The 15,501-nt window shown below is 41.2% G+C and carries 15 protein-coding genes and 1 riboswitch; of the genes, 5 read left to right on the top strand and 10 right to left on the bottom strand.

Going from position 1 to position 15,501, the window contains the following annotated elements; genetic code table 11:
- The first annotated feature begins 197 nt into the window (after window positions 1–197).
- Together JOD17_RS12360 and JOD17_RS12365 are read left to right on the top strand one after the other, a co-directional pair.
- A complete protein-coding gene (locus JOD17_RS12360; protein WP_204698101.1) occupies window positions 198–992 on the top strand; it encodes an HAD-IA family hydrolase in 795 nt (264 codons plus the stop codon).
- A 29-nt stretch (window positions 993–1,021) separates the two neighbouring features.
- Window positions 1,022–2,374, top strand: coding sequence for a YjiH family protein (locus tag JOD17_RS12365; RefSeq protein WP_204698103.1), 1,353 nt, complete (start codon window positions 1,022–1,024; stop codon window positions 2,372–2,374).
- A 136-nt stretch (window positions 2,375–2,510) separates the two neighbouring features.
- Here JOD17_RS12365 and mqo read toward each other — a convergent pair whose 3' ends face one another.
- The 5 genes from mqo to JOD17_RS12390 all read right to left on the bottom strand — a co-directional run bounded on the left by mqo (window position 2,511) and on the right by JOD17_RS12390 (window position 7,412).
- Window positions 2,511–4,022: a malate dehydrogenase (quinone) gene (gene mqo / locus JOD17_RS12370; protein ID WP_204698105.1), complete on the bottom strand. Its 1,512-nt coding sequence runs from the start codon at window positions 4,020–4,022 to the stop codon at window positions 2,511–2,513.
- Between the two features lie 340 nt (window positions 4,023–4,362).
- Entirely contained in the window at window positions 4,363–4,965 is a 603-nt protein-coding gene (locus JOD17_RS12375) for a hypothetical protein (RefSeq protein WP_204698107.1), read from the bottom strand.
- A 330-nt stretch (window positions 4,966–5,295) separates the two neighbouring features.
- Window positions 5,296–6,537: an alpha/beta hydrolase gene (locus JOD17_RS12380; RefSeq protein WP_338028791.1), complete on the bottom strand. Its 1,242-nt coding sequence runs from the start codon at window positions 6,535–6,537 to the stop codon at window positions 5,296–5,298.
- Window positions 6,538–6,734: 197 nt separating this feature from the next.
- Window positions 6,735–7,124, bottom strand: coding sequence for a type II toxin-antitoxin system PemK/MazF family toxin (locus tag JOD17_RS12385; protein ID WP_238554244.1), 390 nt, complete (start codon window positions 7,122–7,124; stop codon window positions 6,735–6,737).
- 21 nt (window positions 7,125–7,145) lie between these two features.
- The gene (locus tag JOD17_RS12390; protein WP_042360067.1) at window positions 7,146–7,412 is read right to left on the bottom strand and encodes a hypothetical protein; all 267 of its coding nucleotides are present in this window, start codon (window positions 7,410–7,412) and stop codon (window positions 7,146–7,148) included.
- Between the two features lie 193 nt (window positions 7,413–7,605).
- Between JOD17_RS12390 and JOD17_RS12395 the strand changes: the two genes are divergently transcribed.
- A complete protein-coding gene (locus JOD17_RS12395) occupies window positions 7,606–8,139 on the top strand; it encodes a hypothetical protein (protein WP_204698109.1) in 534 nt (177 codons plus the stop codon).
- A 19-nt stretch (window positions 8,140–8,158) separates the two neighbouring features.
- Here the strand turns inward: JOD17_RS12395 and JOD17_RS12400 are convergent, their stop codons facing one another.
- Window positions 8,159–8,764, bottom strand: a complete 606-nt coding sequence (locus tag JOD17_RS12400; RefSeq protein WP_204698112.1) for a YhcN/YlaJ family sporulation lipoprotein — start codon at window positions 8,762–8,764, stop codon at window positions 8,159–8,161.
- A 155-nt stretch (window positions 8,765–8,919) separates the two neighbouring features.
- A riboswitch (Lysine riboswitch) is annotated at window positions 8,920–9,099 on the top strand.
- A gap of 204 nt (window positions 9,100–9,303) precedes the next feature.
- Here JOD17_RS12400 and dapA point away from each other — a divergent pair.
- Together dapA and yidD are read left to right on the top strand one after the other, a co-directional pair.
- Window positions 9,304–10,191, top strand: a complete 888-nt coding sequence (dapA, locus tag JOD17_RS12405) for a 4-hydroxy-tetrahydrodipicolinate synthase (protein ID WP_204698115.1) — start codon at window positions 9,304–9,306, stop codon at window positions 10,189–10,191.
- A 48-nt stretch (window positions 10,192–10,239) separates the two neighbouring features.
- Window positions 10,240–10,476 (top strand): membrane protein insertion efficiency factor YidD, encoded by a 237-nt coding sequence (gene yidD / locus JOD17_RS12410; protein WP_204698118.1) that lies wholly within the window; start codon window positions 10,240–10,242, stop codon window positions 10,474–10,476.
- Window positions 10,477–10,525: 49 nt separating this feature from the next.
- Here yidD and JOD17_RS12415 read toward each other — a convergent pair whose 3' ends face one another.
- Genes JOD17_RS12415 through JOD17_RS12430 form a run of 4 tightly spaced genes read right to left on the bottom strand, consistent with a single transcriptional unit; the run spans window position 10,526 to window position 15,443 of the window.
- Window positions 10,526–11,695 (bottom strand): M24 family metallopeptidase, encoded by a 1,170-nt coding sequence (locus JOD17_RS12415; RefSeq protein WP_204698121.1) that lies wholly within the window; start codon window positions 11,693–11,695, stop codon window positions 10,526–10,528.
- 36 nt (window positions 11,696–11,731) lie between these two features.
- Window positions 11,732–13,177, bottom strand: a complete 1,446-nt coding sequence (locus JOD17_RS12420) for an aldehyde dehydrogenase family protein (RefSeq protein ID WP_204698124.1) — start codon at window positions 13,175–13,177, stop codon at window positions 11,732–11,734.
- A gap of 15 nt (window positions 13,178–13,192) precedes the next feature.
- A complete protein-coding gene (locus JOD17_RS12425) occupies window positions 13,193–14,233 on the bottom strand; it encodes a homoserine dehydrogenase (protein ID WP_204698127.1) in 1,041 nt (346 codons plus the stop codon).
- 16 nt (window positions 14,234–14,249) lie between these two features.
- Entirely contained in the window at window positions 14,250–15,443 is a 1,194-nt protein-coding gene (locus tag JOD17_RS12430) for a cystathionine gamma-synthase family protein (protein WP_204698130.1), read from the bottom strand.
- Window positions 15,444–15,501 lie beyond the last annotated feature (58 nt).

Genomic DNA, 15,501 nt, shown 5'->3' on the forward strand with positions numbered 1-15,501 from the left:
ACAATCTAACGTTGCATTTTCTGTCTTTATTACTCTATTCCACGCAACCGCTCTCTTTAATCCTATATCTATTATTCATGCAATGGATGAACATCTTTTGTTTAGAATAAATGAAATTTTAGCTTATACTACACGCGCTTTGCCTTTTTATGCTACAATGCGAGTAATTATACAACGAGACGAAAGGTGGGTGTACCGTGATTAATACGTTAATTTTCGACCTAGATGATACGCTCTTATGGGACAAAAAGAGTATTAAAGAAGCTTTGCTCGCAACGTGTAATGACGCATACAGAATAGCTGGAATTGACGCCGATCTTCTATTTAATGCGGTAAAAGAAGTTGCACCTATTGAATACAAGAAACAAGACTTCTATCCTGTCACTGTTGCTTTAGGTATTAATCCGTTTGAAGGATTATGGGGGAATTTCAATGACGTGAATGATTCCAGATTACGGCAAATGGGCGACAGTATCTCCGTATATCAATTCGACGTATGGATGGAGTCGCTTCGTTCAGTTGGCAATGAAGATTTATCACTAGCAAGAAAGCTCGCGAAACGATTTATTACGTATCGTGAAACACTGCCATACGTATACGATGAGACGTTTGATGTTCTATCATCTCTTCAAAAAACGTTTCAACTCGTACTATTAACGAATGGCGCACCAAGTTTACAACAAAAAAAATTACAAATGACACCTGCATTAGTGCCTTTCTTTAATCGTATTTTTATTTCTGGCTCATTTGGTGTCGGAAAGCCTGATACTTCACTATTTAACCACTGTTTATCTCAGCTAAACATCAAGCCAGAAGAAGCGGTCATGATCGGTGACAACCTTCATACGGATATTATCGGTGGAAATGGGGTTAACCTAACGACAGTGTGGATTAATCGAGAAGGTATATCCAATGATACGGACATCATTCCAACGATTGAAATTAAAAACTTACGAGAACTAAACGAAGTTCTTGAACGGATCTCTATTTAGCATTTTATACATCTTAAGGTGGGCACATCATGACGACTAAATCGACTAAGCCAATTCTTTGGTTTATTCTTCCTTCATTACTCGGACTATTTATTTTTATTTTCCCGGTATTTTATACGGTAGATGGAGAACGAGAAATGACGATTCCGATCGCATTTCTTTCGAATCTAGCAGGCGATATTCTTGCACCCGTCATCGCCGAATTAACGATTACGTTGGCTGCAATTTCTGTGATTGGCAGTTTGTTATATATGTTTACGAATGCTGCATGGTTACAAAAGCCAATCTTTCAATCAATCTTTGCCGTTACTCCATTTTGGTTAATCGTTCGAATCATCGGGTTTACACTCGGTCTGTTAATCATCTTTCAAATCGGACCGGAGTGGGTATGGGGACCAGATACTGGCGACTTAATCTTTGAACTTGCCTCGTTACTCATTACTGTGTTTTTATTTGCTGGGATTTTCCTTCCGCTTCTGTTGAACTTCGGTCTACTAGAATTTGCCGGTACATTAATGAACGTAATTATGCGTCCATTGTTCCGTCTTCCAGGCCGTTCATCCATCGACAGCCTTGCTTCTTGGTTTGGAGACGCAACGATTGGGGTTATGATGACGAACCAACAGTATATGGAAGGTCATTATACGAGAAGAGAAGCTGCAGTTCTTGGGACAACCTTTAACATCGTTTCTATTACGTTTACGATCGTTATTTTAGGTTATTTGAGCTTAGAGCATCTGTTTTTCCCTTATTACATGACGATCGTCATAGCTGGTTTTGTGGCAGCCATTATTATGCCACGAATTCCTCCGCTTTCACGATTTAGCGAAGATTATTATGAACACGCAACACCACAAAAAGAAGAACCTAAAGACGGTCGACCACTATTGAAACGCGCTTGGCAAGGTGCTTTAACGAGAGCGAGTCAAGTTCATATCGTAAGCACTGGTAAACAAGGCTTTAAAAATGTCCTTGAATTGTGGATTGGTGTTATACCGATCGTACTTGCCTTCGGTACAGTAACGATCATCATCGCAGAACAGACGCCACTTTTCACTTGGTTAGGTACACCGTTCATACCAATTCTAGAGTTAATGCAAGTTCCTGAAGCGCAAGCAGCATCTGAGACGATACTGATCGGGTTTGCTGATATGCTTTTACCAGCATTAATTGGTGCAGAAATTCAAAGTGAAATGACACGTTTTATTATTGGTTGTTTGTCTGTCACACAGTTGATCTTTATGAGTGAAGTTGGTGGATTGTTACTTGCTTCAAAAATCCCTGTTAACTTCATGCACCTTGTAATGATCTTCTTATTGCGTACGATCATTACGTTACCGATTATCGTTTTATGTGCTCATATCGTATTTATGTTTGTGTAAAGAAAGTGTACGTGGGATTTGTTCAATCCACGTACACTTTTTCTTTTTACGGAATTCAAGCTATTCTCAAGGCACGAATTGTTATACAACTAAAAAGGCATTGAACGAGTTTCCCCTCTCAATGCCTTGATATTGATTAATTCATCGCTAAGTCTGTTTGTTCTGCAGACAACTTAAGCGTTTTTGCTGTAGACGCTTCTAATTGTTTGAACAACTCACGGTTCTCAGCGAGTGACTGTCCATATGATGGAACCATTTCTTTAATCTTTGGCATCCACTCATCCATTTGATCTGGATAACAACGCTTTAACACTTCAAGCATTACGTGAACAGCCGTAGATGCACCTGGAGATGCACCGAGCAATGCAGCTACAGAACCGTCTTCACTCGTAACCACTTCCGTACCGAATTGAAGGGTTCCTTTGCCACCGTCTTCCGTATCTTTAATTACCTGAACACGCTGGCCTGCAACGACCATATCCCAATCTTCGCTTTTGGCATTTGGGACGAATTCACGCAGTTCTTCCATACGCTTCTCTTTTGACAACAACACTTGTTGAATAAGATAACGAGTTAGCGATAACTCTTTTACCCCTGCAGAAAGCATCGTCATCACATTTGACGGGCGAACGGAATTGATTAAATCCATATTCGACCCTTCCTTTAAGAATTTCGGAGAAAAGCCTGCAAACGGTCCGAATAATAATGACTTTTTATTATCAATATAGCGCGTATCTAAGTGAGGAACTGACATTGGCGGTGCACCGACTTTAGCTTTTCCGTACACCTTCGCATGGTGCTTTTCAACGATTTCAGGGTTATGACAAGCCATAAACAATCCACTTACCGGGAATCCACCGACGTTTCGTGACTCAGGAATACCAGTTTTTTGGAGTAATGATAAACTTCCTCCACCTGCACCGATAAATACGAACTTTGTTGTATAGATGTACACTTCACCTATACGCATATCTTCAACTTTTACTTCCCATTTGTTGTCTCGAATCGTCCGCTTTAAGTTCATCACTTTATGTTTGTAGTGGATATGAAAGTTCTCACCTTCAAGTTGATTAAATAAAATACGCGTCAACTCACCAAAATTCACATCAGTACCTGTGTCAATCTTAGTTGCCGCAATTGGATCATTATCAGAGCGATTCTCCATAACGAGTGGTAGCCACTGCTTTAATTGCTCAGGATCCTCTGAGTATTCCATGCCTTCAAATAAAGGAATATCTACAAGTGCATCATAACGCTTTTTAAGAAATTCAACGTTCTTTTTGCCGTGCACAAGACTCATATGAGGAATCGACATAATAAAGCTTTCTGGATTCTTCAATAAACCATGATCAACTAAATACGACCAAAATTGTCTTGAAATTTGAAACTGCTCATTTACGTTAACCGCTTTTTTCGTATCAATTGAACCGTCAGGTTTTTCGGAAGTATAGTTGAGTTCACAAAGTGCCGCATGCCCTGTTCCAGCATTGTTCCACTCATTGGAGCTTTCTTCCCCTGCGCCTCCTAGTTTTTCTAAGACTGTGATTTCCATGTTCGGTGCCAATTCTCTAAGTAACGCTCCAAGTGTGGCACTCATCATACCCGCACCGATTAAAACCACATCGGTTTCTATTTGTCTGCTCGTCATAAAAAACCTTCCCTTTTACTCATTAAATGTTTAGTTACTTTAATAAACCTCATTAAAGTAACAGCAAAAGATGTTTCTCGTCCTTGTCCTATCATACCACAGACTATCCTGTAAGTGGCTAGTGTTTCCGATATAAATGAATAGACATTCACTACAAACAACCTCAATACCTTTCAGGTTGTAAGCGCATACTTCTATTGTTCGACAATTCCTTCTTTTCTCTTTTTATAACGTTGCAAAAGATCGCTTCGTTTATTCGTTCCATTTTACTCAATTACTTGTGCGTACGTTCATTCAGATCATTCATTCGCGACTTTTGTACACAAAGAAAAAGCCCAGTTTATACTGGGCTTACTGAAATCATCTGTTGGCGCTTTTTATAAAGCATTAATTGGTGCTTTAATTTCGCTGATTTGATTGTCACACTCACTAACTTGTGACAGATCATTTGCTTTCGTAAGCTTTCAATCGTTGATGGACTAAACTGTTCATCCCCTTCAACTACTTCAATGTAACGATTAAATACGGTAGCAATTGTATCTCCATTCGTAACGAAGTTACCGTACTTACGATACGTTTCCGACATGTTCCATAGCTGAACCGTCGTTATGAGAAGTTGAACGAACAAAGCTTCATTTCCTTTAAGTTGGAAATCATCTTCTCTTTCTAAATCCTGCACAAACTTTCGCAAATCTTTATTATAAAAGAGAGCTTTCTGACGTGTTGTTTTTGAACGCACACGCCAACTTCGTTGTTTTTCTGGTGATTGCAATGAACGATTTAGCGATTGCAGTTCACTCTCATTTAGTAAAAATACCGGTTTCGTTTTCTTCACGAATTCATCGACCTTCTGTTCAAGAAACTCCACCACATCATTATTGTCTGAATGGTACGTAAGTTGACGACGTTTATCACGTTGTCGCTGCGTAAAATTGGTAAGCATCAGAGAGCCCCCTTTCGACATATTCCTCTATCCAAAAAGTAGTCTACCATACCCCATACTAAAATAAAATAGAGAAAACGAAAGAATTAACGAAATTATTGACTTCTATTCACAACTCATCCAATTAAACAGACGTATTTGCCTAAATATCGCTATATATATCGATAAATCGGATCTATTCACTTATAAACTGTCACGGTTCATTTTTTTACGTACACTCGTGGTCATTATCCATTGATTCAAAATAAAGAAGGTGTTCAAGAACAAGAAAAGAGTAAGGATTGCTAACCCTTACTCTCCTCTCTTCTATTTTTAAAGGTCTATCTAAGCTTATTCAGCTTCATGACTTATCTCTGATTGGAAGAAACCGTCCGCTTGTTCAACAAACGTGTGAAACAGTTGCGTAAATTGAATCGACAACAAATACGCCGCCGCTACATGTGCTTCAACCTCTTCACGCACCCGGGAAAAACCAGAAGGTGCTTCACGATCAATCACTTGAAAGCCGACCATCACCTGCTCTTCTTCTTCCCATTGTGACGATAAAAATGCCAAACTATCATCAATTGCAAGATTCCCTGTCGTCATCACTTCATAAAATGATAAGAACCCGTGCATAACACCTTCGTATCTCAAATTCTCAACGTAAACACCATCTGAGAATAACTTCTCCGCGTACAATTCTCCTTCATCTCTTAACGGATCAAATTCTGCAGTAGCGATGAATGCTGGTGGCAGTCCTGCCGTCGTTTTTGCATCAAGTGGCGAAACGTATGGATTCTCCCACATGTCTTCCCCTGGCGTATACGTCGCTCTAGCCTTTTCCATGACAGAACGAGATAACAAATACTGTCCGCTGCTATATTGCTCTCTCGTTTCTAACGGATAGTCATGAAAAGTCGTAAGCGGATAATACAGCAATTGTGCAGTTATTTCTGGACCATTAAAATCTCTAGCCTTCATCGCTGTGACGGTTGCAATATTTCCTCCTGCACTATCACCTGCAACGGTAATGTTGCCAGGATCCCCTCCCCAAACAGGAGCTTGTTGTTCAATATATAAAAGCGCGTCATACGCATCCTCAACCGCTTTAGGGAAAATGTGCTTTGGCGCAAGTCGGTAACCAACACTAATGACTATTGCCCCTGAACGGCTCGCCAGTGCTCGTACGATGTTGTCATGCGTTTGAATGCTTCCATAACCTTCCATAAACGCGCCACCGTGATAATAAACGATAATCGGCGCATCTTCACTCTGAATTGGCGCGTACATTCTCGCATCCAAAAACTCGCCGTCACTAACTGGAATGGTCAAGTCTTCACGATAAAACGACGGTCTAACATTTGAAGTACCCGTTAGTCTTGTCAGAAATTCCGGTGCCTTTAAATTCTCACTCGGAACAATCAGCTGGTTATTAATGGCGTGCAACACAACACCCGTTTTTGCTGGCAACGTACCTTCTGATGTATTCGACCATACACTTACAAAACTCGAAAGGATCATTCCTAAGCCAATTGTAACTTTTACCATCATCACAATGAAATTCCACGTCTTTGTTGATAGCTTGCTCACGTGTGATCGCTCCCCTTCGAGTCGTATTATGCTTATTTATGTCACTTTACCTTTATTTTCATGTATGTTTTTCATAGTATATCATAGGATCACGAAATTGTTGCGTTATTTTTTTATTTTATCACATCTTTTTACATAATTAGGCGATAAAAAAACCGACTTGGGGGGACAAGTCGGTTTTTACAACTATGTAGCTACTACAAATCGCGTAAGCCGATGCTAATTTCAAGTGCCTCGTTGACTTTTTTCATCATATTGTCATCTAGATGTGTAATTTTATCCGTTAAGCGTTGTTTATCAATCGTACGAATTTGTTCTAAGAGTACGACGCTATCACGGTCAAATTTGTGCTTGTTCGCATCGATTTCTACGTGTGTGGGCAACTTAGCTTTCTTAATCTGTGCAGTGATCGCAGCAACGATAACGGTCGGACTAAACCGATTCCCGATGTCATTTTGGATGACGAGGACCGGCCTTACCCCCCCTTGCTCTGACCCTACAACTGGAGATAAATCTGCAAAGAAAACATCACCTCTTTTGACGCTTTTCTTTGCAGCTGGATGTTGAGATTCTTTTTGGTTGCTCACCTCATCCATTCACCTCCTTGTTTAGTAATGCGAGACCTTTCGAATCGCCTTGATCCGCTCTTGGGCCTCCCATTCACAGTATGCAAAGGTTTCGGATAGACCACGATTAATCACAGCCATTTCCTCATAACCTTGCTTTAATTCCTGAATGAGTTGTTCTTTCTTTTTGCGTTCAACGTATTGTTGAACCATTTTGAAGAACAGTTGATCCTGTTCTTTCTCAGTCAAATGCTTAATCTCACTAAAAAGTTCTTCAGAAAGCGGTATCGCTATTTTCTCTGAATGCATGATCCTTTTAGCCCCCCAGCCATGTATTCCCTAACTATTATAAGTGAAATTAGCAATGGAATAAATGCTTTTACACAAGATTTATAGCTATATAGTGTAAGGGTGACCGAAATCCATTTCCTTCATGCATATTCAAAACAATCGAAAAGCATACTACCTTTCATAAACTTACTTACAAAAAGGACGTGAACTTATGAAAAAGCTGACCAGTTCTTTAATCCTTCTCGTGCTACTTACTGGTTGCAATCAATATGGACAAGATTTACAGCAAGATTTAGAAGCTCAAGATCGTGAGCCTTACAATGAAGACCAGGAACCGAATACGTTGTATGTAAATCATAAAAACAAGAAGCCTAGTGATGACATCTTAATGTATAGCGATGAACACGGCCATTATTTAACACAATTCCACGATCACCTTGAGGCGCTATACAGTGCAATGGACCGCTCCGATTTTCAAGATGCCAAAACCCATACGAGAGCTTTGTATGACCTCACAGAGAAACATGAAGCTGATGCGACTCCTGAAGCATTCGAATTAACGAAAGAACTTATCGCTGGAACGAAAACGGATCTTCGTGGTGTCATGAAAAACATTAAGCGTTGTGAAACGTCCCGAAAAGGATGTGATCGTGCGCAAATTCATACCGAAAATTTAACGACTTGGCTTGAAGTAATGGAAGACACATATGAGGAAAGCTTATATGATTTAGGGATTACAAATTAAGGAGAAGGGCAGTAGATGGTTATTGCAACCATCCATTGCCTCCTTTTTGTATTTCATATTCCATGTCATTTAAGAAATCCATAAAGTCTTCTCGGTATTCCGGATGCTCTGCTTTTTCAGCTGCACGTATTCGATTTACGCTTGCTCGGTCAGTAAACAGTTTATACTTATGATTGCTACTACTGTTTGCGACAATGTCTTTAATGGCTTTATTTAGGTCTCTTTCATTCACCGTGTCACTTACTAATCCGATATACAAAATCCCGCCTAAGTTCACGACGTAAGCTTCATTTACTGGCCGTAGTTGCTCGATCTTTCGCTTTACACTTTCTGTTAACTCCACATGATCAAAAGCTTGACTGTCATTGATTTTTTTTGCTTCGTGTTGAAGGGCATATGGGCTGTCGCCGTGTCCTCTATCTTTGAACTTCCCCGTACTCGATGTACTTAAACGGTTTTTATGCCAACCGTAGTCTCTTTGACTATCTTTTTCCATAGAATTTAACGTCAAATACTCTGGTCGGTCGAGTTCAGGATGATTGTTCATCGCAGCTTCATCGGTGACATCCGTACATCCCGTCAAAAGAATCGTTAACGTAAGCGCACTATAGATAATTCTTCGCATGGACCCTTTGCACCTCCTTACTTGTTATACTTTCTCTTTTTGTATAGGATTATTTCCGGGAAAAAGAGATAAGCAATCCATATACAGGATGTTTATTTTTGGTTGCATACGAGCCAATCCTTTGTTAGTATGTAGGTAGTTCAATACAAACTTCTTCTGGGAGTAGAGGAGCAATAACCATTAGTACGATTACGGAGGTACGTGAGTACCTATGAAGTATTCTGAAAGGGGAAATTGCCGAAGCTAAAGAGAGCTCACGCTTTTGAGGCTGGTTATACACTGAATAAGTGTATGGCTGTCATATAGCACTTGCTATATGGAGGGCTATCTCACGCATGGAGTGCTTTTCTTGATGAGAAAGGTTACCATGCAACAATGAGTCCTCTCATTGTTGTTTTTTTGTTCGTACAAAATGCTTAGGTAACCGCCCGTTATGTGGGTTAATACAGCACGAAACAGTGAAAAGCACATAGTATAGTTGTGTTAAGCCCCTCGTTAAACACGAAATTCTTATAACAAACATTGAGGGTGATGAGAAGATGGATTTTGGAAGAATTGCAACAGCTATGGTAACACCATTTAATGAGAACGGTCAGATTGATTTTCAAGCTGTAACGAAACTAGTGAACCATTTAATTACAAATGGTAGTGAATCTCTTGTCGTCGCCGGTACTACAGGCGAATCACCAACGTTATCAAGCGATGAGAAGTTAGCACTTTTTAGACATGTCATTAAAGTCACAGATGGCCGAGTTCCTATTATTGCTGGAACAGGTAGCAACAATACAAATGCGTCAATTGAATTGACTCAAGCCGCTGAAGAAGCTGGTGTAGACGGCATTATGCTTGTAACACCGTACTATAACAAACCTTCTCAAGAAGGAATATACCAGCATTTCAAAGCAATTACTGAATCAACAGCTCTACCAATCATGCTTTACAACGTACCTGGTCGTACGGTTGTAAGCCTTGCTCCTGAGACAACAATTCGACTGTCTCACTTACCAAATGTCGTTGCTATTAAAGAAGCAAGTGGTGATTTAGATGCTGCTTCTATGATTATTGAGAACTCTCCAGATGGCTTCGAGCTATACGGTGGCGATGATAGCATGACCTTACCGCTTATGAGCATTGGTGCAAAAGGTGTCGTATCTGTTGCTTCACATGTGATCGGCAAGAACATGTTGCAAATGGTACAACAATTCGAGAACGGCAATACGAAAGTTGCCGCTAAGCAACACCGTGAACTTTTACCCGTTATGAACGCTATGTTTATGGCACCAAACCCAGTACCCGTTAAAGCAGCGCTTGAAATGCAAGGAATTATTTCTGGCGATGTTCGTTTACCGATGATTCGATTAACGAATGAAGAAAGCCAAGTGCTCTACTCAATTTTACAACCGAACGCTACATTTCACGTAAGCTAACACAAAAAGGCAACGAGACGTTGCCTTTTTGCGTTGATGGAGGCAACCATGTTAAAAAAAATCGTCATCGCTCCCATTCGTTTTTACCAAAAATACATCTCCCCTGCGACGCCTCCAACGTGTCGATTTCAACCGACATGTTCTCAATACATGTTGGATGCCGTCTTGATTCACGGTGTTTTTAAGGGTGTCTCACTCGGAGTTATTCGAATTCTAAAGTGTCACCCCTTTCATAAGGGCGGATTTGATCCTGTCCCTCCTGAAAAGAAAAAAACGTCTGAGTAACGCTTTTGACCCTGCACTCGTTAAATTTTCGAGTGCAGGGTCAATTTGTTTACATCGTCTTTTCATAAACGTCACGAGGAAAATTCGTTAACGTTTCTACCCCATTATCAGTAATAAGCACAGATTCTGTAATCTCAACTCCAAATTCATCAAACCAAATGCCCGGCATCAAGTGAAACGTCATTCCAGGTTCTAATAATGAGCGGTCACCTTTTCTAAAACTAATCGTATGCTCACCCCAGTCTGGCGGATAACTCAAGCCAATTGAATAACCGAGACGTGACGCTTTAATAAACCCATGTTTTCCAATCGATTCGCGCCAAACTTCCTCAACTTGTTCAGCGGTTACACCTGGTTTCATAAAGTTAAGCGTTTCTTCAATACCTTCTGTGACCACTTTTCCGACATCAATGATTTCTTTAGGAGCTTTTTTGATTGCCATCGTTCTTGCAAGCGGTGCATGATAACGTTGATAACAGCCGGCAATTTCAATCGTCAAAAAGTCGCCTTCTTTGTATCGTTTATCTGTCCACGTCAAATGGGGACTCGCAGTATTTTTCCCTGTTGGTAGCATCGGTACAATCGATGTGTAATCACCGCCAAATTCAGCTGTCCCGCTCACCTGTGCGTGATAAATGGCAGCTGCCACATCATTTTCACGCACCCCAACGTCGACTTTGTCATATGCCGCTTGCATGGCTTTTTCAACAATTTTGGCAGCGCGACGCATAAACGTAATTTCAGCTGGACTTTTTTGCAGACGCACCCAGTTGACGATCGTACTTGTGTTTTTAAATTCTGCTTCTGGTAATCCGTACGTTAAACGTTCATGACACATCGCCGTATAGTAAAACGCGTCCATCTCAACGCCTACTTTTCGCTGACCTTGACCGAGGTCTGTCAAAATATTGGCGACAAAATCCATCGGGTGTTTTATTGTTGATTGGACGAACTCATCTGGATACGGAATAATTCTCGTATGGTCGATCCACGTCGTTGTTTTTGCACTATGGGCATCCATTTCACGTCCGACCCAAATCGGTTCTTCTTCATCAATGAGCACGAGAACGACTTGATGAACGTAGAAACTCCATGCATTATAACCTGTTAAATAGCACAGGTTCGAAGGGTTCGAAAGAATGAGCACTTCAACACCGTACTCTAACATTTTTTGCTTCGTCTTATTCATGCGCAGTTGATATTCTTCCCTTGAAAACATCTACCCACAACCCTTCTTTACGACGTTTAGTCTTTGTTATTGGTCTTGGTCGTTAAAGCAAACCACACGTTGTTCAGTCATTTCTAACATTGCATCGTACACGCCTTCTCTTCCGACACCCGACCCTTTCGTACCGCCAAACGGCATCGCATCAATGCGAAAATCACTACTATCATTAATCATGACACCACCAACATGTAAGTCACGTATTGTGTTGTGCGCCGTTTGCAATGACGTTGTAAAGACGCCCGCTTGCAACCCGTAATTGACTTCATTTGCCAGTGTCATCGCTTCATCGTACGTTGTAAACGATTGAATCATCGCTACAGGACCAAAAATTTCTTCTTGATACAATAACGAATCTCTCGGAACATCTTGCATAATGGTTGGCTCAACATAATTTCCGTATTTCTTTCCACCTATTAAAACTGTAGCGCCAGCATCAACCGCGGCATCAACCCACCCAATCACTCGGTTTGCTTCGCGCTCGTTAATTAATGGACCCACATCATCTTGTTCGTTCTTTTTATTTCCAAATTGAAGAGCAGCTGTTTCTTCCAAACAATACTTCGTAAAATCTTCAACCACTTGCTCGCTCACGAGCATTCGTTGGACGCTAAGACAATTTTGTCCTCCTGCTGCAAACGCCCCAGAAACCGCGGCTTTCGCTGCTTTTTTTACATCTGCATCTGCAAAAACGAGAAACGGCGAGTTCGCACCGAGTTCCATGCTAATCTTTTTAAGACCAGCATCTTTTGCAAGTTTCTCTCCAGTTCGAAGCCCTCCTGTAAAGCTAATTAGCCTCACTTCTGGATGTTCAACGAGTGGAGGGATGACGTCTTGTCCTCGGCCTGTTACAACATTTAAGATGTGCTTTGGCAATCCTGCTTCAATAAACTTTCTCGTTAACCATAACGCGGATAACGGTGTTTCTGTAGCAGGTTTTAATATGACCGCATTGCCTGAAGCGATTGCAGGACCAATCTTATGAGCAACGAGATTTAGCGGGTCGTTGAATGGCGTAATTGCCCCGACAATTCCAATCGGAAAGCGCACCGTATAGCCGTGTCGATGTTCACTTCCTTCCATTTGATCGAAGTTCAACGTCGTTCCACCAATTCTTCTTGCTTCTTCTGCACAAAGGCGTAACGTTTCTGCGGCTCTTCTCGCTTCACGCCTCGCTTCTGAAATTGTCTTCACACCTTCAGAAGAAATGATTTGCGCGATTTCTTCACGTTCATTCAGAATACGCTCAACCACATTTAACAAAATGTCCATGCGTTGTCTCGTTGACATTTTGCTCGCAATTTTCAATCCTTTTTTTGCAGACCGTAACGCTTCTTCCATATCTGCTTTTGTTCCTTTTGGAACCGTGGCAATCAACTCATCAGTTGCTGGGTCGTATACGTTAATCATTTCTTCTTTTTGCTTCCAAATTCCCGCAATAAACATCGCTTGTTCATGCTTTTTCATTTCAATCATTTCAAACACTCCAATCTAACGAGTAGTCTTTGGCAATGACAGAATATCGATCAATACGGCAAAACCTGTTTCAGAAATTCCAGCTCCAGCCCCAATGAGGGTAATCTCCCCGGACAGGTCACACGAATAGGTCACAGCGTTTGTTGCGCCTTCAATTTGTGCAAGTGGGTTGGTTTTATTTAAAAGAACAGGCTTTACTTCCCCTTTTACGATGCCTTGTTCATTTGTAATCGTTCCGAGGAGCTTCCACACTTGTTGCTGTTCAGTTGCTTTTCGAATGTCTTCTTGTTGTATGTTCGTAATCCCAGTCGTTGGTACGTCTTCTCGTGTAAGATTTGCACCGAGCAAAACATTCGCTAATATAACGACCTTTCCTTGAACGTCATACCCTTCGACGTCATTTGTCGGATCTGCCTCAGCATACCCTTTCTCCTTCGCTTCTTCTAAACTTTCTGAATAGCTTCTTCCAGAGGCCATTGCTGTGAGCATATAATTGGTCGTACCGTTAAAAATTCCCGAAATCTTCGTAATATCATTGCCTTTTAGCGTCTCTAATGGCATACGAAGTGCCGGTGTTCCACTCATTACCGTTCCTTCAAAGAGAAGCGAAACACCGTTCTCATCTGCAAGTTGCTTTAACTCGTTGTAAGCTTTTACGATCGGACCTTTATTCGTCATCACAACGTGTTTCTTCGCTTGTAATGCCGCTTTTGTATGTGTAATCGCAGGCTCTCCAGTAACGACATCTGTGAATGTTAATTCAACAATCACGTCTGCATTCGTCTTTTGAATCGTTTCAACTGCACTTAAGCCTACAATTGTTCCTGCTCGTTTTGGATAATGGTGCAACGTACCGTCAATATCTAAGCTCGCTTTAACATCTTGTAGGGAAAGTCCATCATCATGATGGACCGACCCTTTATACAAATCAGCAATTGAAACGATTGTGATTTTGCGGTTGTATTGTTCTTCTAATTGCTTTTTCTTCTGTTCGACGATCGTAAGAAAACCTTGACCGACGCCACCAAAACCGATAATGGCTACTTTTTGTTCCATGTGTTTACACTCCAATTCACTGTTTAACTGTTAATGCTTTTAACGCCATTTCGAGATCTTCTTTCAAATCTTCGAAATCTTCAATACCAGCTGAATAGCGAATGAGTCCATCTGGAATCCCGAGCGCTTTACGTTCTTCTGGTGTTGATTCTACATGACTTGTCGTTCTTGCTGGACCGACGGTTGTTTCTACAGCACCGAGGTTTGCCGCACGATTGGCATATTTTAATTTCGGTAACATCACTTTCACTGCATCCATCCCTCCGACGAGTGAAAAACTAAACATGCCACCAAACCCTCTCATTTGTTGCTTTGCGATGTCATGATTTGGATGATCCTTTAAGCCTGGGTAAAAAACGTTTTCAACCATCGGGTGTTTCTTTAAATATTCCGCTAATTTTGTCGCGTTTTCGGTTTGTTTGTAAACACGTAAATGCAACGTTTTCATACCACGAATGAGTAAATATGCAGCCATCGGGTCTAGTGTAGCACCGTTGATTTCCCGGTAATGATACACTTCTTCTACGAGCGCTTTACTGCCTACAAGCACGCCTCCAAGTGCATCAGCGTGACCACCGAGAAACTTCGTCGCTGAATGAAGGACCAAATCAGCACCAAGTTGCAACGGGTTTTGTAAAATTGGTGTTGCAAACGTGTTGTCTACGATCACGAGTGCATTGTGATTTTTGGCAACGTCAGCAATTCGCTCAATATCTGTAATTTTCACAGTAGGATTCGTCGGTGTTTCTAAATAAACGATGCTACAGCCTTTTTCAATTTCTTCGATCATATGCTCATGATCGCCGGTTTCACAAAGCGTAATATCAATGTTTAACCGTGGCAAAAACTCACTAAAGATTTTATTCGTTCCACCGTACGTATCTTTAATACTTACGACTCGATCCCCTGGTCGTAAAAACGTTAATAACGTGTTGCTAATTGCCGCCATACCCGTTGAAAAGCTCGTTGCTGCTTCAGCGCCTTCCAACTCTTTCACTTTATCCTCGAAACTTGAAACCGTAGGATTTGTATTTCGCCCATAAATGTGACCTTCCGCTTGACCGACTGCCACTTCATACCAATAATCTAAATCGTCATACGTGTAAGCAACGCTATGAACGACTGGCACTTGGCTTGCGCCGTGCACTCTGTACTTCTCTTCGCCTGCCCAAACCGTCTCTGTCGCTAACTTTGGCTGTCTTTCTTTCATAATCCCTCTCCCCTTCGTATGGATGTTACAAAAAATTTAAGTTTTCTGTAAAAAAGAG

The organism is Geomicrobium sediminis (assembly GCF_016908595.1).
GTDB lineage: Bacteria > Bacillota > Bacilli > Bacillales > Marinococcaceae > Geomicrobium_A > Geomicrobium_A sediminis.